We start from the raw sequence: 18,739 nt of genomic DNA, 5'->3' as shown, positions 1-18,739 counted from the left end.
AGGATAACAAGATGACAGATACCATACTGGTAGTTGATGATGACCTCGGTATCCAAAAGCAGCTTAAGTGGAGTTTAACCGACTACAACGTTGTGTTTGCCGATGATCACACCTCGGCAATTGCCCAGTTGCGACGTCATGAGCCCAAAGTTGTTACTCTTGATCTAGGACTTCCCCCAGACCCCGCTAACGCCTCAGAAGGGCTGCGTATACTTCACGATATAATTTCTCTTGCGCCCCGTACCAAGGTAATTGTGGTAACGGGAAATAGCGATAAGCAAAATGCGCTTAAGGCTATAGATTTTGGTGCCTACGACTTTTATCAGAAACCCATCGATTCAGATACGATAAAGCTATTGGTAAACCGAGCCTTAAACTTAGCAAAATTGGAACATGAGAATGCTATTTTAGCCCGCACTCGCACTGGAATGTCTCGAATTGTAGGAAACAGCGAAGCCATTCAGACAGTAGTAAAACGCGCCGAGAAAATAGCAAATACAGATATAAGCACCTTGCTTCTCGGAGAAAGTGGTACGGGTAAAGAGGTGTTTGCCCGCAGTATTCACGAACACAGTCCACGAAAAGATAAGCCGTTTGTGGCGATTAACTGTGCATCAATACCAGAAAATTTACTTGAAAGTGAGCTGTTTGGGTATGAAAAAGGGGCGTTCACTGGAGCTAACAAAACCACGTTAGGTAAAATAGAAACCGCTCAGGGCGGAACACTGTTTCTTGATGAAATTGGTGATATGCCTATTGGTCTACAAGCTAAAATGCTGCGCTTTCTTCAAGAGCGTATTATTGAGCGAGTAGGTGGAAGAAGTGAGATCCCAGTAGACATACGGGTTATCTGTGCAACTCACAGAGACTTACAAGCTATGGTAGCAAATGAAACATTCAGAGAAGATTTATATTACAGGGTAGGAGAAATGCCCATTATGATCCCTCCACTGCGAGACAGGGATCAGGATGTCATTTTACTAGCGCGAACGTTTCTCAATATCTACCGAGAAGAGTTTAAAGCGAAAGCTAAAAGTTTTTCTGAATCTGCTGTTAACGCGATGCTTGCTCACAAGTGGCCTGGCAATATTCGAGAAATGCAAAATAAGCTTAAATCAGCAGTCATTATGGCAGAGGGTACAGTGATACAGCCAGATGATTTAGGGTTGTTACCGGCAGGTAGTGTTGACGAACCAACCACATTAAATTTGAGGGAAGTGAGGGAAATAGCGGAGAGCAAAGCCATTCGAAACGCTTATCAAAAAGCTGAAAAAAATATGTCTAAAACCGCTGAGTTACTTGGGGTTACAAGACCAACGCTTTATTCGCTTATCGATAAATATCACATGGAAGACATTAAAAGTAGCGACTGAGTCAAAGAACCAAGCTTGTTCATTTGCCCTAGTTAAACTGTCTAGTAAAGCTCGCCGGTAAAAACAGGTCGGTATAAAACGAGAGCTGCTGAGTTGTTTTATAAAGTAAAGTGTTGGATGGCTTACGCCAACCAACACTTCACAGGGCAACTTGCTAAATAGCTAGGTAATTCGTATTCGTTGAATTAGTCCTGCGTATCGCATTTACAAAATTAGTTTTGCGTGTCGCACTCGCTAACATCGCCGCCCATTTTCTTCTTCATTGCGATACACGCTTCACGCATTTTTTCTGACGCTGCATCTTTCAGCTCTTCAGATTTTTCAGCGCCTTTGTCCATCATATCAGATGTCATTTCTTTGCCGTCTTCGTATGCATCAGAAGCCATTTCTTTGCCGTCTTCGTACGCGTCAGATGCCATTTCTTTGCCATCTTCGTAGGCATCAGATGTTGCATCTTTGGTTTCATTCCATGAGTCAGCTGCTTTTTCTTTTGCATTTTCATAGGTATCAGCAGTTGCTTCGCCTGCCTTTTCCATTTCCGTCATTACTTCTTCTTTTGGCTCTTCTTTCTGATCAGAGCAGCCTGCTACGCCAAGCGTGGTGAGTAGTAGAGCTAACGCAATTGTTTTTGTTTTCATGGTGGAACTCCATTTGCCGGATAATTTGAGTGTTATGTACTAAGTGAATAAGCATAGAGCAAGTAATAAGGGCAGTGCCCTTAGTCTACACTTAACTTCACGAGTCTAGCTCAATTCTAAAGTAAAGTGTGAGAAGTATTTGTACTGTGAGAATAAGCAGAAAATATAATGCACTGGCGACATTACGTATTGAAGAAGACCGCTTGTGTTGCACTGACAACTTCCCCTGTACATACTTCTACCCCGTGACTTCTTCAGGCCATTGAATGCTTGCGATATTATTAAACGATGTTGCAATTCTTGAACTTGGAAAATCAAATTTGCAGTCTAAGGGCGTTCGATTGGAGCCCGTGGTGTGGTAGGTTTCAATTAAGCCTATCCACCCGTTTCTACCAGATAGTTTGGCGGCATAAAGGGCGTAATCTACCACCGCAAACGTTCGTTGCCAGGCCGCATCAAAATGTGAGATTTCATTTGGTGGAAGTAAGGAAAATCCTATGCTGCAGGTAACCTTAACGGTCTTGTCATTGCCTATATTAAACACGTTTCTTGCGACCGTCTCTCGACATCGCTCAGCTAACTCGGGAAGTTCCTCTCGCGATGAGTGTCGGCACACGACAACAAACTCTTCTCCTCCCCAGCGAATAATTAAATCTGTCTGTCGAAAGACCTCTTTAAGTACAGACGAAAAACCTTCGAGCACTTTATCACCTGCTAAATGTCCATAATCATCATTGATACTTTTAAAGTGATCTATATCTATGAGCAGACACAGCAGGTCACGGTTTGATGATGGCGCCGAAATATTATCCATTTCAATTTGACTGCGCTTAATTTCTGAAGGTAATTGAGATTCCAAATAGTGCCTATTGTATAAGCCAGTCAGTGGATCGCGTAAACTAACATGCTCCAGGGTTTTATATGCGCGTTCTAACTCGCTATTTTTCTCTTGTAAGATTTCTGTTTGTTGCCTAACCTCACGGCGTAAAATAATAGTTTGTTGGCGCTGCTTAAATCTGCTCCACATTAAAAAGAGCATGAGTAATACCGCTATAGACGCACTCCAAAAAAGGGTGTTTTTCAGTTTTTCGCGTTCTGCTTTTGCGATAACAAGCTGCTTGGACTCTGCTAATTTTTCAAGCTCTCCCGACTGCCTGACAAGCTCAATTTCCGCTTGTAACCCCTTTAATGCATTCTGATTTTCTGAATTAAGTAGACCCTCGCGAAGCTCTTGCACAACCGACTGTATATCTAGTGCTTTCTCAAAATCTCCAAGGCTAACATGGGCGCTTAACTGAATAGCTAAAAAACGCAACTGGTCTCGCATGTTCCCATGTTTACGAGCATCAATCGTGCCTGCTCGCGCGAAGGCTAGGGCTAAGTCAAATTGTCGTTCTCGTATATAGCCTTGTGCAAGCGCTAGGCGAACGTCATTCACTAAACCAATTTGTCCTGATTCTAGTGCAAAGTTCATGGCTTCTTGCAGTAAAGCAATACCTTTGACAGTGCTTCCCGTTTCTAACAGCGCTTTGCCCATCAACATTTTGGCCTCAAAAATGGCCCCTACATCATTAGTTGATAAAAGAAGGTCAAGTCCATCTGTAATTGACTGTATACCCTTTTCTTTCTCATTATTTTGTAGCTGAAGGTTGCCTATCTTGGTTTTAATTATTCCCAATAAACGCTTATTTTCTAGAGTATTGCTTAGTTCGGAAGTAGCAGAATAGGCATCGTCGTAATAAGTAAACGCGAGAGTGGTATGCCCAAGAAGACTGTAGATATCTCCAATATGAGACAAACAAAGGCTTGAATAAGTCACGTTGCCGTTTTCGCGAAAAACAGCTAAAGCGAGCTTTAAGGGCTCCAGAGCAAGCTCTAATTTATCCTGCTGTTTATAGACAACGCCCAGCTCCAAATGCACGTTTGCCTTGAGCTGACGGTCTTTTCTCATTTCAGCAATCGACAGCGATCTGCGCAAATATTCCTCTGCAGAAGCGTAATTCGATAGATGTCTTTCTGAGCTTGCAAGATGTAAAAGAGACTGTGCTATTTTAAGTAACTCACCTTCTCGCGTGTAAGCCTCAAGACCTGCATCTAATACTGCCTTAGACGCTTTAAATCGCGAGTAATCTTGCAGCAGCTTTCCAAGCGCTAGAAAATTTGATGAGGTTTTATCCTGTTGAAGCGATGTTTCTATAAAAAGCAGGGCTTGTCTTTCTGCATCTGTATATTTCTTTGCTTTTAAAAGCCCGCTAATAACGCTGAGATCCTTTGCGTCATAACTGTGGGCAAAAGAAGGTATGAAGAGGACGCTGCTAAAAAGTAAAGAAAGAACCAGCGAATGAATAAGCTTGAAGCCGTAAACCACGTTCTTCCTCCTGAGTTGCGTAATAGCTTTGTAGACGGTATGACTTGCAATTATTGAACGATTATAAGCCACATGGCATCATCAACTCCACATTACGAACGGTAAGGAGATGGTTGAACTTTAGTATAAAGGATTAAGTGAGCTGAGACTAAACAAAGCTCAGTATTTTACGCTTTTATATTTGCATACGCTTTATAGTTGAATAGCGAGCGTGATTGGCCACGCTCATTTCTTTTTACCACCCCCAGCAGTGTGACGGCGTTTGGCAAATTCTTCTGATATCCATTTTCTTATTATGGCCGATTTCGCCATACCACTGTCTTGGGATAGCAGCGAAAGCTGATTAATGCACTCAGGCGTAAGCGTAAAGGTGGCATGTCGCATTCCTTTTTGTTGCTTCTTACTGGTGCTGCATTTCACCGATTGTAAACACGGTTTTTTTCTGTTGCCGTTTTTATATCGGTGTGTGTCTGTTAACGTTTCCAATGTCGTTTCTTGCTGATGCAGTGTCTCACCTGCGGCGTAAGAAATGGCATCGTCTATAAACGAGTCAACAGAGTGAAGCGTGGCTTTAGCTGTAGGCTTCGACTTTCTGAGGCTGAGCAAACTCATATGAATCCTCCACTTTCCCCGCTAATAACTCTTCAAATAAGGTTCTAATTTCATGAGACGCTTTACCTTCCGGCTCGCTTTCTATGACTGACTGGCCTGATTCCTCCGAGTCATCATACATATTGCGGCTGAATGTCACTGCGTTAAGCACCGGTATACCAAAAGAACGGCACACTTCTTTCGCTTCTAGAATTCGCCCAGCGAGGCTAGGAAGAGAAGGGCACTGTGTAACAACAAATGCAGCATTCATCTTCGGGTTAACCATCTTACACGTCGATAGGATATCTTCCATGTGAGGAACCGTTTTAAGGTCTCTGCGTTTTGGTCGAAGTGGAATGAGGATATGGTCGGCAACCGCCATCGAAGAGCGAAGTGCAAGGTTGTCTTGTCCTCCACAGTCAATCACTACATAATCGTAATATTGACGCAGGTTGAGAAGCTCGTTGCGTATTTTTCCGTATAACTGAACACAATTTATTTCAGCAAGCCTTGGGTTGGCCTTTCGCTCTTGGATCCAATCCGACGTAGTTCGTTGAGGGTCGCAATCGACCATCAGGACATTTGCTCCTTTTTCAGTGCGCAAATACACTGCTATGTTTTGGGCTAAGCAACTTTTACCGCTACCGCCTTTCTCACCACCGACTAGAATAATCATGGTACAAACCCTCAAGTAAACTTTACATAAATCGACCTGTTACCGACACGCGCTTGGTGTTAGATGTGCGGCGTTGGTAACCTATGGCTTAGAGCATAGAAATACTTGTGCAAATGTTCAGCATCAAAAACGATATTAACGAATGTAGTTCAATACCTAACACCGATTAAGTCGCTGTTGTTTTGGCACTGTCACAACCAGCGCTAGTTTATAAAGACTATCTATTGATTTGTGATCTAACACAAACTAGTCTTGTCGATAGCTACGGCGTGTTGAACTTTAATGTACAGCTAGGGTCAACTTCCCCAAATCTTAATGAACAGTGAGAAAAATATGTCAGAGAGTCGTTTCACATCCAAAGAAGGCCAACAGGTACCAAGCGTCACGTTTCAGTGTAGAGAAGGTGAGTCGTGGGTAGCGAAAACCACAGAAGACATCTTTGCCAAAAAGAACGTTGTAGTATTTTCTTTACCGGGAGCTTTCACGCCAACGTGCTCATCAACACATTTACCTCGTTTTAACGCCCTTGCTAAAAAATTTGCGAAACACGGCATTGACGACATCGTGTGCATGTCAGTTAACGATACATTTGTTATGAATGCGTGGTCTGCTGACCAAGAGGCCGAGAATATTACCGTTATACCTGACGGAAACGGTGAGTTTACTGATGGAATGGGAATGCTGGTAGACAAAGCAGATCTTGGCTTTGGAAAACGCAGCTGGCGCTATTCTATGCTAGTGAAAGACGGTGTGGTAGATAAAATGTTTATCGAACCAGATGTGCCTGGCGACCCGTTTGAAGTATCAGACGCCGATACTATGCTGGCGTACATCGCGCCTGAAGAGGTAGCAAACGCACCAGTTGCCATTATCACTAAGCCTGGCTGTCCTTTTTGTACCAAAGCCAAAGCGCTTCTTACGGAAAAAGGGTACGACTACGAAGAGCTCGTGTTAGGAAAAGATGCTACGTTGACAAGCCTAACAGCCATTAGCGGTAGAGAAACGGTGCCTCAAGTGTTTATTGGTGGAAAGCATATTGGCGGTTCTGATGATTTGGAAGCTTACTTTAGCTAATGATGTTGTTGTAAGTTAAAGGTAAATTGAACAATAGTTAACGGGGCCGTGGTATCATGGCCCCGTTTTTTATTGTCATTTTTTCACTGCCGTTTTTTATTTGCGTTTTCCGTGGAGATTTAAAGTGTCATCAAAATTAAGTTTTAAATTACTTTCTGCGTTAACACTGTCACTAATGTCGATGTTAACTGTGGCTAATGAGGCCAATGAGCGTTTCAAAGGCTTTTACGAAAGTGAATGGGGGCAGACCCAAACCTGCCGCGAAACAGCGTTGAATAAGTTTGGCGTTTGCAGCAACATTTTGCGAAATGAAGGAAATGCCCCTTTTATTTTACATAATAAAAACAGTGAAAAGGTTGCAGTGCTCGTGCATGGTTTAAGCGACTCTCCCTTTTTCATGCGTGCAATAGCACAAGTATTGTTTGATGAAGGCTTTTCAGTTGTGGTGCCGCTATTGCCGGGTCATGGCTTACGAGAAGCCGATGACGATATGTCGGATTGGAACCTTGCAGAGCGCTGGCAATCTCACGTGGACGATGTAATTAAATTAGCGAGCAATATGGGTAGCACTCTGATCGTTGGTGGTTTTTCTACCGGTGGTGCTTTAGCAGTAGATAATTATCTTACAAAAGAAAACAACATCGATGGTCTCATGCTGTTTTCAGGTGCATTAGCGTTGTCTGATAACGCAGAAGGCATGTCGCGAATTTGGGGCATAAAACTTCTCGCCAAAATTGTTGATGGTACTTACGAAACGCATGGTCCAAACCCATATAAATACCCCAATGTGGCCGGTTTTGCTGGCTTGGAGCTAATGGATATCATTAATGATATTCGCGACGTGATGGATGCTTCCAACGGCACTAACGTTAGCCCTGATGGCAGTGCTCTTGCTAAAAACAGCGCTGATGAAAACAGCTCTGGCGCTCAGAAGCACATAGATGTCCCTGTATTTGCTGCCCACTCTCAAGCGGATGCAACAACGCCGATATACGGAGTCGAAAACCTGATAGCGCAGAGTCATGGTGTAAACACTTTCTTCGTTATTGATGAATCATACAAACTCTGCCATGCCGACTTAGTCGTCAACGCTGCGCTGCTTGCCAAAATGGATTTCAATGCGAGCATGGTCAATCAACAGGAAGAGTGCGCGATACCACGAGCAAATCCATTGTTTCCCACTATGAAGCTGATGTTAGTTGATTATCTTGCTCAGTTTAAATGAAGTATTCCCTGTTTAACGAGTACATTTGAAGCCGTTGGGACCAAAACAATTGTTTCAGGTTTGTCTATCAATATGTATTGGCTTTTTATGGCTTCATAAAAGCATAAGTCGCAAACTAAACACCAGTTGATGACACCGCAAGCAAAAACAAAAAAGGGGCATTTTCTAAATAAAGAATGCCCCTTTGAGTTATCGATACAAACTAACCCTTGATCCATTCGCCTGTCTTAAACAACACGCTAGCCGTTAACAGACTAAGTAGAAGAAGGGTTCGCGTTTTATTGCTCTTAAATTACTGTGCTTGCGCGTAGTCTTCAACTTCCTGCCAAACGCGCAGTAAATTGCCACTCAATATCTTTTCGATATCGTCTCGGCTATAGTTTCTATCCAGCAGTCCTTGTACTAGGTTCGGAAAACTAGCGACGTCCTTAAGACCTATTGGTAATGAATCGCCCACGCCGTCGTAGTCAGAGCCTATTCCCACATGCTCAACACCAATTAACTCAACCACGTGATCAATATGATCTAATACTTCATCTAACGTAGAATAGGGGTAAGGGACTTCTTTGCGATATTGTGCTTCAAAATCTTCTAGTTTCGGACTGTCTTCACCTTCGGCTTTTATTAGCGCATTCCGTGCATTAGTTAGCCCAGTGCGCCACTGACCGGCTTCTTTAGAAACAAAGCTTGAGCCAAAGTTAATCATGATCACGCCGCCATTGTCGCCAAGCTTTTTAATCATTTCATCGTTCATGTTACGTTCAAAACCGGGGGTAAAACGGCGTAGAGAAGAATGAGATGCAATGACGGGAACCTTGGTAAGTTCAACCACCTGATAGAAGGCATCATCAGACACATGAGAAATGTCTAGCATGATGCCAATGTTGTTCATTTCACCCACTAGCTGTTTCCCAAATGGGCTCAGCCCTTTCCACTGTCGACGCAGGTCATAGGATGAATCTGAAATATGGTTAGACTGGCTGTGAGCAAGCGTTATATAGCGAATGCCGCGCTCGTGAAAGTGTTTCAGATTGTCTAAGTTACCCTGAATAGGTGAGCCATTTTCCATTCCCATGGGAAGTGAAATAATACCCTTTTCAAAGTGTGCTTTGACGTCACTTGGGCTTTTAGCAATGGCAAACTTATCGGGGGCTCTTGCCACGATGGCCTCTACAGAGTCGATAAGTAGATGTGCCAGCTGGGTTGATTCGGGCGAGTTGTCTAAACTTGCTGGAACATAAATACTCATAAAGGGCGCGTTGAGCCCTCCTTTAACCGCTCGAGGGTAGTCGAAGTCACCATCGTCTGTGGCTTTAGTCACATCAACCCATTGATTTTTTACGCGGTAAGGAACATCAATATGGCCATCGACGATAATGGTGTTCTTGGCAATGTTAACCGCTTTTTCTGATGCACTGTATGATGTAGAAACCGTAGAACCATCTTCTTGTGCTTGGTCTTGAGACGATGGCGCAAAAGCAAATGCGCCAGCAGACATTACGCTGGCGGTAAAAAATGCGGTTACAGCCAATGTACACTTACTCTTTAATAGGTGTTTAGTTGAAAGACGCCCCTTCATTGTTTTTTCCTTATTTGTTATTTTCATTTTATGTGGGTCATTAGGTGTAAGTAAAAGCGCTTTTGTCAGAGACTTTAAAACAGAGACCTTGAATCAATGCTTTTAAATCAGATCTTAGCAGGTACTATGAGCCTAAAGCATATTTCGGTGAGCTACAACGACTGCTTTTCTGTCGCCTGTTATCGCATTTTTGATCTCGGTTACTGATTTTCTCCATCTCCATTTGTTTTTTTGCCTATTGAGCGAGATTTTCTCTCTAATTGCTCATTTTTAAAGCGGTCGGGCGTGTTTACGCCAAGTTTACATTGCAATAAAAATTTAAAACTTGTTATTGTGAAGGCTGCGTGACTTCATTGCGCGAATACGGGATACTCCATAGCGCTCGTCCGACGGATGATGACGACAAATCACCTGAACGGCAAAACTACATTTTTTTGTGGCTCCGCACTTATCAAAACAAAAGCAGGGGCCACCGTTAACAAGTATGAGAAATAAATATGGCTATTAATTTTGTACCGCTAGATAAAGAAAAGCATAAAGACCTGAAGGTTGCGGTAAATTCATCTTTCAGCTTCGCGAAAAATACGCACCTTGCTGCGGCAACAATTCGTGAGTTTGCACAACTTGCGGCAACTATGCCTCTAGTGTTTATCGAAGATCCAACATCAAAGCGTCACCACGTAGTCACTATGCTAGGTATGGAGCAAGGTCAAAACTTGTTTTTAACTGGCGACACGTGGAAAGGCCCTCATGTTCCAATGAACATTCTTCGTTATCCGTTTGACGTGCGTCCTGACGGCGATAAATTAGGTGTATACATCGACGAAAACAGCGACCTAGTGTCAACGGGTGAAGGTCAAGCATTGTTCACTGATGCTGGCGAGCCTAGCGAGTTTCTAGACGGTCGTCAGAAGTTCTTAGCAGACCTTGCTAACAGCGAAATGCTAACACAGCGTTTCGTGGCTAAAGTGGTTGAACTAGACCTTCTTGATCAAATCCAAATTCGCCTAACTTACCAAGATGGTAAGCAGCGTAACGTTACTGGCATGATGAGCATCAATGAGAAGAAGTTACTTGAGCTTCCAGAAGCGCAAGTACTTGAGCTACATAAAGCGGGCTTCTTAGGTGCAATCTACGCGGTAATGATGTCTGTAGGTCAGTTAAACCGCTTGGTTGAGCTTTCTAACGAGACAGAAAACCCAATTCGCAACATGCAGCTTTCAGCTGTTCAGCCTGAAGAGCAAAAAGCAAGCGAAGAAGCGCCAAGCGAATAATCGTTTCAATGCTAGGCTATACGGCCTAACATATTTAAAGCCCCGCTTTTTGCGGGGCTTTTTGTATCACACGCAAAGTCATTCGTTAGCCACACTATTTACAGCAGTTCATCGATTAATTTTACTTTGCTTAAAATCTTTTCCCGATATTTTTCTCTTTTTTACACGCCTAATCATACACTTCCTCTGACTACTGTATGTTTAAACAGTTCAAAGCCAGTAAATACGCGGGCTCGGCGTTATTTTTATACTTGACAGTGGGGATCAATGATACCTAAACTGTCACCTAGTGGGTAAATGTGGCGAAATGTGGATCAAATCATCATCACTTTGCAGATTAGTACTCAAAAAGTAAGAAAAATCAAAGCACATAACAAAAGGCTAGGGGAATGTTCCGCGGCGCTAACGCAATCAATCTGGATACAAAAGGCAGACTAGCTATACCTACGCGGTATCGTCAGTCGCTGCTGGATGATTGTGAGGGACAACTTGTCTGCACTGTCGATACACAGCAAAGCTGTTTGCTACTTTACCCACTTCCCGAATGGGAAGAAATCGAGTTAAAACTTATCAAGCTCTCTAGTATGGTTCCAGCCGAGCGCAGAATGCAGCGCTTGCTATTAGGTCATGCTTCAGAGGGGGAAATGGATAAAAGCGGTCGAATTCTTATACCTACACCTTTGCGTGCTCACGCAAAGCTATCTAAAGAAGTCATGTTAGTTGGTCAGTTAAACAAATTTGAAATTTGGGATGCCGATGTTTGGGCCCAGCAAATTGAGGTTGATATAGACACCGAACGCAAAGGCGAATTTGAACTTACCGAACGGCTACAGGATTTCTCTCTATGACATCGCAAAACACGTCATCAACAAGCGAATTTAAGCATATTTCCGTATTGCTTGATGAATGTATCGAGGCGTTATCTATTAAGCCTGATGGCACTTATATCGATGCGACCTTTGGACGTGGAGGCCACTCTGCGCATATTTTAGCGGCGTTGGGTAGTGCCGGGAAACTTATTGCGTTTGACCGCGACCCACAAGCTATCAAGGCAGCTGAACGTTTTGCTGACGACGAACGCTTTAGTATCATTCATGCGCCCTTCGGCAACATGGCTGAGGAAATTGAAGCCTTAGGTTTGACGGGCAAAATTGATGGCGTATTGATGGATTTAGGTGTGTCATCACCCCAGCTAGATGATGCAGAACGGGGCTTCAGCTTTCTACGCGACGGGCCTCTTGACATGCGTATGGATACTTCAAAAGGTCAAAGTGCAGCTGATTGGTTAGCACATGCAGAAGAGCAAGATATCACTCAGGTGATTAAAGAATTCGGAGAAGAAAAATTCGGTAAGCGAATAGCCCACGCCATTGTGAATACTCGCAAGGAAACGCCGATTACTCGAACAGCCCAATTAGCGAAAATTATCGATGAAGCCGTGCCGGTAAAAGATAAATATAAGCATCCAGCCACGCGGGCATTTCAAGGCATTAGAATTTATATCAACGCTGAGCTTGAGCAGCTTCGCGTTGGGTTAAAAGCAGCCACTCAGGTGTTGGCGAAAGAAGGTCGATTAGCGGTAATCTCTTTTCATTCATTAGAAGATCGATTGGTTAAACGGTTTATAAAAGACCAGAGTAAAGGGAAGTCAGTACCTCATAACATGCCCATTACCCAAGCCGAAATTGATGCCGACAAAGTGCTAAAAGCGCTTAGCCGAGCTATCAAGCCATCTGAGCAAGAAGTCATCAACAACGTGCGTTCTCGCAGTTCAGTTTTGCGGGTGGCCGAAAAGCTATGACAACGCCAAATAAATCCAGTACTAATTTTAACTTAATACTGATTATCGTCTCAGATTTGACCCGCAACAAGTTGCGGGTTTTGTTGTATTTGATGGTTATTACAAGTGCTATGGCCGTCATTTTAAGTAGCCACCACAATAGACAGCAAGTCATTGCACTAGAAGACCTAATGCAGGAGAAAGACGAGCTTGACGTAGAGTGGCGAAATCTCGTACTTGAGCAACGCGCTTTGACCGAGCATAACCGCATCGAAACTTTGGTTGAAAAGCAGCTTGGTATGTATCGTCCTACTGCCGATGATGAAGTGGTGGTCAGACTTAAATGAGTAATGTATCTACCACTCGTTCGCGCAAGAAGACAGGCGCCAAACAAAACGTAACGCCAAGCTTCATGCACTGGCGATTCCTCGTTGTGCTGTTAGTGATCACCTCTGTGTTTGGTGTGCTTGCGGCCCGCGCTGCGTTTATTCAAGTGATAGAGCCCGATGAGCTTATTCAACAAGGTGACAGCCGCACACTGCGTACGCGCAATATGCCCACATATCGCGGCATTATTACCGACAGAAATGGCGTTGAACTCGCGGTAAGCGTGCCGGTAAGAGCGATATATGCCGATCCAAAAGTTATCCATGAAAACAAGGGTTTTGATGAGGTGCGTCGCTGGGATGCGCTGGCAGACGTTTTACGTCAAGACGTTACAGAACTGAAAGAAAAAGTATCAAACCCTAAGCGTCGATTTGTGTACCTTCAGCGTCAGGTATCGCCAGCTATGGCAGAATACGTGGACAAGCTTGATATCCCAGGCATTTATCTCAGAAGGGAAAGTCGCCGTTACTACCCAACAGGAGAAGTATCAGCACAGCTTATTGGCATCACCGATGTTGATGATACGGGTGTTGAAGGCCTGGAGCACATGTTCGATGAGTGGCTAACGGGCACACCTGGCTCTCGAAAAATCCGTCGCGACGCAAAAGGGCGCCAGGTAGAAATTCTGGAGACCAAAGCAGGCGAAAAAGCAGGTAATTTGCAGCTTGCAATAGACCAGCGTATTCAGGCTTTGGCGTATAAAGAAATCAAAGAAGCCATGATTTATTATCAGTCCAGCTCTGCATCGGCCATGGTGGTTGATGTGAAAACGGGCGATGTATTGGCCATGGTAAACGCTCCGTCGTTTAACCCTAATGACAGAAGCGATATTGCACCGCACAGAATGCGCAACCGCGTGATTACTGACGCCTTTGAGCCAGGTTCTGCATTAAAACCATTAGCGGTGCTTACGGCACTTGAGTTTGGTGAAGTAGAACCTAATGACACTATTGACACCAGCCCAGGATGGATGCGACTTGGAGGCAGTTTAGTCAAAGACTCTCGCAATTACGGAGAGCTATCGCTAGAAGAAATTATTCAACACTCAAGCAACATGGGAACGTCTAAATTAGGGCTTTCTGTGCCTAAAAATTTCTTATTAGACACCTACTACAACCTTGGCTTAATGAGCGACACTGGGCTCAATATGGCAGGAGAAAGCAGCGGCATTTTCCATGAAAGAAGCCGATGGTCTAAATTTGAATTAGCCACGCTGTCTTTTGGCTACGGTATTTCGGTAACCACTGCTCAGTTAGCACGGCTTTACGCCACTATTGCCAATGGCGGAATTAAAACGCCACTTAATATGGTGAAGTCGCCAGAGCAGCCTGCTTGGCAAGGTCAATCCGAACGCGTGATTAGCGAGGAGAATGCAAAAGCCATTGTTCAAATGATGGAGAGCGTTACCCAGCGTGGCGGAACAGCAACTAAGGCCGCTGTGCCTGGATACCGTGTTGCGGGCAAAACGGGCACAAGCCGAAAAGCAGTGGCCGGTGGTTATGGCGAAGAGTATGTGAATATTTTCGCAGGTATTGCTCCTGTGTCCGATCCGCGATTAGTCACGGTAGTGCTTATCAATGAGCCAGGTGGTGATTTATACCACGCAGGCGACACCGCCGCCCCTGTATTTTCATCCATTATGGGCGGTGCACTTCACATATTAAACATTACTCCCGATGACAAGCAGGTTACCTTCAGTCGATTTTTGAAGGGAGGTGAAAGTGGTAGCTAGCGCCTTCACTCAAAGCATTCGAGCCTTACTCGCAAAGTTTGGCGTAGATGCCCCAGATATTCGCGTGGAAGGACTCACCCTTGATAGCCGCGAAGTTAACACGCGCTCAGCGTTTGTTGCCATAAAAGGTCATGAAAGGGACGGTCGTGAATTTATTCCCCAAGCCATCAGCTTAGGTGCGAAAGTGATTCTGGCGCAAACTGACGACAGTGATGCCCATGGCGAAATGGAGATGCGTGACCATAGCGTTATTATCTCGCTTTACCAGTTGCCCAATTTGCTATCCACATTAGCAGGCGCATTTTACGATTATCCTGCACAAAAAATGATATCGGTTGCAGTAACGGGTACGAACGGAAAAACGTCTACAGTTCAATTGCTTACACAGCTTAAAGATGCGCTAGGTACACGCAGTGCCAGTATTGGAACCTTAGGTAGCAGTGTGTTTGAAGGTGCCGATACTCAGTGGCAGACAACGTCAGCGGCAAATACCACGCCCGATGCCATTCGCATGCAGTACTTGTTGGCAGAGTTTGTGCAAAGCGATGTGCAGCACGTTGCGTTTGAGGCGAGTTCTCATGCTCTGGTTCAGGGGCGTCTGAGTCATGTTAAAACCGATATTGCGGTGTTGACTAACTTAACTCGCGACCATCTTGATTATCATGGCTCTATGGAAGAATACGCAAAGGCTAAACGTTTGTTGCTAGAACAACCGGGACTTTCGGCAATTGTATTAAATGCAGATGATGAAGAAAGTAAGCGTTGGGATAGTGCGGCAGAACAACACATTACTCGTGTGTGGACTGGTGTAACTAGTAACGAAGTTTCAGTCAGTACGTATGAAAACCAAGGCTCCGCTTTAACTACGAGTGCAGAGAACCCCGCTAGCAAATATTGTTTTGCGCTAAATGCTGAGTACCACGAAGCCGGCTGTCGTTTTGACATCCAAAGCTCTTGGGGGAATGCCGCGATAGCACTTCCGCTCTTTGGTGCATTTAATGTTGCCAATGTGCTTAGTGCCATTGCGACTTTATTGCAGCAGGGAGAGCGTTTTAACGAGGTGGTAAGCGCCGTCAACGCAATTACACCCGTTGAAGGACGCATGGAAGTATTTCCCTTTCAAGCTCACGCCAATGTGGTTGTGGATTACGCTCACACTCCCGATGCCCTTGAAAAAGTGCTTGCCAGCGCTAAGGCGCATACACAAGGAAATGTGTGGTGCGTATTTGGCTGCGGTGGAGATAGAGACAAAGGAAAGCGTCCTTTGATGGGGCGCGCGGCAGAAATGGGTGCAGATAGCATAGTGATCACCACCGACAACAGTCGAAGTGAAGCACCTGAGGATATTGCAAGGAACATTGTTGCTGGATTGCACAACCCAGATATTGCGGTGTCTATCCCCGATAGAGAAAAGGCAATTCGTTACTGTTTAGCGCAAAGCGCAGCGGGCGACATTATCATCGTGGCGGGTAAAGGCCACGAAAATTACCAAATTATTGGTGATACGAAAACAAATTACGATGAACGTGCAGTAGTGGCGCGACTACAACAGGAATACAGCAAATGATAATTACAACGCTGTCTTGGGTAGCCGAGAAAATAAACGGTACATTATTAGGAAATGATTGCGACGTTTCAAACGTTAGCACAGACACCCGGACAATTAGCGAAGGGGCAATTTATCTTGCGCTCAAAGGCCCTAATTTTAATGGTCACGATTTTGTCAAGCAAGCAGAGAGTGCAGGGGCAAAAGCGATAATCGCTAGCGAAGATATTACGACATCCTTACCCGTTATTCAGGTTTCAGACACAAAAGTAGCCTTAGGGTTATTAGGGGCGGCAGTAAAAGCCTCTGTGGCTCCAAAAACTATCGCCATAACAGGCAGCAGTGGCAAAACCACAGTAAAAGAAATGTGTGCATCTATATTAGCGCGCTGTGGAAGCGTGTTGGCCACAAAGGGTAATTTCAATAATGATATTGGCGTCCCGCTTACCTTACTTCGTCTTGAACCTCATCATGACTTTGCAGTCATGGAGCTTGGTGCAAACCACAAAGGTGAAATTGCCTATACCACTGAACTGGTAAAGCCTGATGTTGCCACCATCGTTAATGCCGCTGCATCACACCTTGAAGGGTTTGGCAGCGTAGATGGTGTGGCACGGGCTAAAAGCGAAATTTTCGATGGCTTAGGGAACAATGGCGTTGCCATAGTGAACATTGACAGTGAATTTGGTGATTTTTGGTTGGACAAGGTGAGTGGTAAGCAAACCCTGACGTTTTCACCAGATCAAAAAAGTGCAGCAGACTTCACTGCCACAGATATTGAAATAAAAGACAGCGGCTGTGCGTCTTTTACGCTTAATACACCAGACAGTCACATTGCCATTGCTCTCACTATTCCCGGTATTCACAACGTAGGCAATGCACTACTTGCGGCGGCTCTTACGCTGAATGTTGGAGCCACTCTTGCCGATGTAAGCGCAGGGCTCAGTGCAATGAATCAAGTCGATGGCCGACTTAACGTTAAGCGGCTTAACAAGCAGCTAAGAGTGCTTGACGATACTTACAATGCCAATGTTGCCTCGGTGAAAGCGGCTATTAACACCTTGGGCGAATTTTCTGGCGCCAAGGTACTCGTTTTAGGGGATATGGCAGAGCTGGGTGATGAGTCAAATTATTACCATCAGCACGTCGGCGAGTATGCAAAGCAGCAGGGCATAAATTACCTTTACACCTTGGGTTCATTAAGTCACTTGGCGAGTCACTCCTTTGGTGGTCGCCATTTTGACACCCTTGAGAGTTTAATATCCTCGTTACATAACGACGTAGTGAGAGCGCACCAAGATATTTCAATTTTGGTAAAAGGATCCCGTAGTTCAAAAATGGAGCGAGTCGTTAAGGCGATAGAAGCCTCTTCGTTCGGACAAAGCGATAGTAATGAGGAGCAAAGTAAATGTTAATGTGGCTGGCTGATTGGCTAACTCAATTCGATTCAGGCTTTAACGTATTTTCGTACCTCACGTTACGGGCTATTTTAAGTACGTTAACTGCGCTTCTGATTGCTATTCTTATTGGTCCTAAAATGATCCGCTATTTGCAAAACATGCAAATAGGCCAAACGGTGCGCGACGATGGTCCGCAAAGTCACTTATCGAAGTCTGGAACGCCTACAATGGGTGGCCTCCTTATACTCGCGGCAATTGTGATAAGCGGTTTGCTGTGGGCTGATTTATCAAATCGATACGTGCTTGTGACGCTTACTGTGGTCGTGGCTTATGGCATTATTGGTTTTGTTGATGACTACAGAAAAGTAATACGCAAAGACTCGAAGGGGCTTATTGCCAGGTGGAAGTACTTTTGGCAATCAGTGATTGCGTTGGGCGTTGCGTTTTATCTTTACAGTAGCGCTACGCTAAGTGCTGAAACATCACTATTAGTGCCTTTCTTCAAAGAAGTATTCCCGCAGTTAGGGATATTTTTCATCATTATTACTTACTTCGCTATTGTGGGCACCAGCAATGCGGTGAACTTAACTGATGGCCTTGATGGCTTGGCCATTGTGCCAACCATTTTAGTTGCCGGTGCCTTTGCCGTTTTTGCCTATGTGACAGGGAACGCGAACTTCGCGGCCTACCTAAATATTCCACACATTCCCCTTACCAGTGAACTGGTGATTGTGTGCACCGCTATGGTGGGCGCAGGGCTTGGCTTTTTATGGTTTAACACCTATCCAGCCCAAGTGTTTATGGGCGATGTAGGCTCGTTAGCCCTAGGTGGCACTCTTGGCGTGCTAGCCGTATTAGTAAGACAAGAGCTGGTACTTATTATCATGGGCGGTGTGTTTGTGATTGAGACGCTGTCGGTGATTTTACAGGTGGGCTCTTTCAAACTGCGTGGGCAACGTATTTTTAGAATGGCACCTATTCATCATCATTATGAATTGAAGGGCTGGCCTGAGCCGAGAGTTATCGTTCGGTTTTGGATCATATCCATTATTTTAGTGCTAGTAGGTCTAGCAACATTGAAGTTGAGATAAGTCGG

Annotated in this window: 16 protein-coding genes; 11 read left to right on the top strand and 5 right to left on the bottom strand. The window is 44.6% G+C overall.

Annotated elements, in window-relative coordinates; all coding sequences use genetic code 11:
• Nucleotides 1-11 precede the first annotated feature (11 nt).
• Nucleotides 12-1,373: a PEP-CTERM-box response regulator transcription factor gene (prsR, locus tag O9X84_RS16750; protein WP_269520824.1), complete on the top strand. Its 1,362-nt coding sequence runs from the start codon at nt 12-14 to the stop codon at nt 1,371-1,373.
• Nucleotides 1,374-1,585: 212 nt separating this feature from the next.
• On the opposite strand, the gene O9X84_RS16745 is transcribed toward prsR, so the two are convergent.
• From O9X84_RS16745 to O9X84_RS16730, 4 genes are all read right to left on the bottom strand, one after another.
• Nucleotides 1,586-2,011, bottom strand: coding sequence for a hypothetical protein (locus tag O9X84_RS16745; protein WP_269520823.1), 426 nt, complete (start codon nt 2,009-2,011; stop codon nt 1,586-1,588).
• Between the two features lie 238 nt (nt 2,012-2,249).
• Complete coding sequence (locus O9X84_RS16740; RefSeq protein ID WP_269520822.1) at nt 2,250-4,379, bottom strand: diguanylate cyclase; 2,130 nt, start codon at nt 4,377-4,379, stop codon at nt 2,250-2,252.
• 225 nt (nt 4,380-4,604) lie between these two features.
• Nucleotides 4,605-4,991, bottom strand: a complete 387-nt coding sequence (locus O9X84_RS16735) for a replication protein RepA (protein WP_269520821.1) — start codon at nt 4,989-4,991, stop codon at nt 4,605-4,607.
• Nucleotides 4,951-5,646, bottom strand: coding sequence for an AAA family ATPase (locus tag O9X84_RS16730; protein WP_269520820.1), 696 nt, complete (start codon nt 5,644-5,646; stop codon nt 4,951-4,953). Before O9X84_RS16730 ends, O9X84_RS16735 begins: the two co-directional genes overlap by 41 nt.
• Before the next feature lie 333 nt (nt 5,647-5,979).
• On the opposite strand from O9X84_RS16730, the gene O9X84_RS16725 reads away from it, so the two are divergent.
• Nucleotides 5,980-6,720, top strand: coding sequence for a glutathione peroxidase (locus tag O9X84_RS16725; protein ID WP_269520819.1), 741 nt, complete (start codon nt 5,980-5,982; stop codon nt 6,718-6,720).
• A 175-nt stretch (nt 6,721-6,895) separates the two neighbouring features.
• Nucleotides 6,896-7,945, top strand: coding sequence for an alpha/beta hydrolase (locus O9X84_RS16720; RefSeq protein WP_442864552.1), 1,050 nt, complete (start codon nt 6,896-6,898; stop codon nt 7,943-7,945).
• A gap of 292 nt (nt 7,946-8,237) precedes the next feature.
• On the opposite strand, the gene O9X84_RS16715 is transcribed toward O9X84_RS16720, so the two are convergent.
• Nucleotides 8,238-9,524 (bottom strand): dipeptidase, encoded by a 1,287-nt coding sequence (locus O9X84_RS16715; protein WP_442864551.1) that lies wholly within the window; start codon nt 9,522-9,524, stop codon nt 8,238-8,240.
• Between the two features lie 497 nt (nt 9,525-10,021).
• On the opposite strand from O9X84_RS16715, the gene O9X84_RS16710 reads away from it, so the two are divergent.
• From O9X84_RS16710 to mraY, 8 genes are all read left to right on the top strand, one after another.
• Nucleotides 10,022-10,798 (top strand): SapC family protein, encoded by a 777-nt coding sequence (locus O9X84_RS16710; protein ID WP_269520818.1) that lies wholly within the window; start codon nt 10,022-10,024, stop codon nt 10,796-10,798.
• Between the two features lie 389 nt (nt 10,799-11,187).
• Entirely contained in the window at nt 11,188-11,646 is a 459-nt protein-coding gene (gene mraZ / locus O9X84_RS16705; RefSeq protein ID WP_032097455.1) for a division/cell wall cluster transcriptional repressor MraZ, read from the top strand.
• On the top strand, nt 11,643-12,599 hold the full coding sequence (rsmH, locus tag O9X84_RS16700; RefSeq protein WP_269520817.1) for a 16S rRNA (cytosine(1402)-N(4))-methyltransferase RsmH: 957 nt from the start codon (nt 11,643-11,645) through the stop codon (nt 12,597-12,599). Before mraZ ends, rsmH begins: the two co-directional genes overlap by 4 nt.
• Nucleotides 12,596-12,925, top strand: a complete 330-nt coding sequence (gene ftsL, locus O9X84_RS16695; protein ID WP_269520816.1) for a cell division protein FtsL — start codon at nt 12,596-12,598, stop codon at nt 12,923-12,925. Before rsmH ends, ftsL begins: the two co-directional genes overlap by 4 nt.
• Nucleotides 12,922-14,697: a peptidoglycan D,D-transpeptidase FtsI family protein gene (locus tag O9X84_RS16690; RefSeq protein ID WP_269520815.1), complete on the top strand. Its 1,776-nt coding sequence runs from the start codon at nt 12,922-12,924 to the stop codon at nt 14,695-14,697. Before ftsL ends, O9X84_RS16690 begins: the two co-directional genes overlap by 4 nt.
• Nucleotides 14,687-16,264, top strand: coding sequence for a UDP-N-acetylmuramoyl-L-alanyl-D-glutamate--2,6-diaminopimelate ligase (locus O9X84_RS16685; protein ID WP_269520814.1), 1,578 nt, complete (start codon nt 14,687-14,689; stop codon nt 16,262-16,264). Before O9X84_RS16690 ends, O9X84_RS16685 begins: the two co-directional genes overlap by 11 nt.
• Nucleotides 16,261-17,658: a UDP-N-acetylmuramoyl-tripeptide--D-alanyl-D-alanine ligase gene (locus tag O9X84_RS16680; protein WP_269520813.1), complete on the top strand. Its 1,398-nt coding sequence runs from the start codon at nt 16,261-16,263 to the stop codon at nt 17,656-17,658. The genes O9X84_RS16685 and O9X84_RS16680 overlap by 4 nt, the downstream gene beginning before the upstream one ends.
• Complete coding sequence (mraY, locus tag O9X84_RS16675; protein ID WP_269520812.1) at nt 17,652-18,734, top strand: phospho-N-acetylmuramoyl-pentapeptide-transferase; 1,083 nt, start codon at nt 17,652-17,654, stop codon at nt 18,732-18,734. Before O9X84_RS16680 ends, mraY begins: the two co-directional genes overlap by 7 nt.
• The last annotated feature ends 5 nt before the right edge of the window (nt 18,735-18,739 follow it).

Origin of the sequence: Alteromonas sp. BMJM2 (genome assembly GCF_027257845.1) — a bacterium.
Classification (GTDB): domain Bacteria; phylum Pseudomonadota; class Gammaproteobacteria; order Enterobacterales; family Alteromonadaceae; genus Alteromonas.
This window is presented reverse-complemented; position numbering and strand designations above follow the sequence as displayed.

Coding starts and splice junctions, on each gene's coding strand:
- prsR (WP_269520824.1), top strand. CDS start 12: ATGACAGATACCATACTGGTAGTTGATGATGACCTCGGTATCCAAAAG.
- O9X84_RS16745 (WP_269520823.1), bottom strand. CDS start 2,011: ATGAAAACAAAAACAATTGCGTTAGCTCTACTACTCACCACGCTTGGC.
- O9X84_RS16735 (WP_269520821.1), bottom strand. CDS start 4,991: ATGAGTTTGCTCAGCCTCAGAAAGTCGAAGCCTACAGCTAAAGCCACG.
- O9X84_RS16730 (WP_269520820.1), bottom strand. CDS start 5,646: ATGATTATTCTAGTCGGTGGTGAGAAAGGCGGTAGCGGTAAAAGTTGC.
- O9X84_RS16725 (WP_269520819.1), top strand. CDS start 5,980: ATGTCAGAGAGTCGTTTCACATCCAAAGAAGGCCAACAGGTACCAAGC.
- O9X84_RS16720 (WP_442864552.1), top strand. CDS start 6,896: ATGTCGATGTTAACTGTGGCTAATGAGGCCAATGAGCGTTTCAAAGGC.
- O9X84_RS16715 (WP_442864551.1), bottom strand. CDS start 9,524: ATGAAGGGGCGTCTTTCAACTAAACACCTATTAAAGAGTAAGTGTACA.
- O9X84_RS16710 (WP_269520818.1), top strand. CDS start 10,022: ATGGCTATTAATTTTGTACCGCTAGATAAAGAAAAGCATAAAGACCTG.
- mraZ (WP_032097455.1), top strand. CDS start 11,188: ATGTTCCGCGGCGCTAACGCAATCAATCTGGATACAAAAGGCAGACTA.
- rsmH (WP_269520817.1), top strand. CDS start 11,643: ATGACATCGCAAAACACGTCATCAACAAGCGAATTTAAGCATATTTCC.
- ftsL (WP_269520816.1), top strand. CDS start 12,596: ATGACAACGCCAAATAAATCCAGTACTAATTTTAACTTAATACTGATT.
- O9X84_RS16690 (WP_269520815.1), top strand. CDS start 12,922: ATGAGTAATGTATCTACCACTCGTTCGCGCAAGAAGACAGGCGCCAAA.
- O9X84_RS16680 (WP_269520813.1), top strand. CDS start 16,261: ATGATAATTACAACGCTGTCTTGGGTAGCCGAGAAAATAAACGGTACA.
- mraY (WP_269520812.1), top strand. CDS start 17,652: ATGTTAATGTGGCTGGCTGATTGGCTAACTCAATTCGATTCAGGCTTT.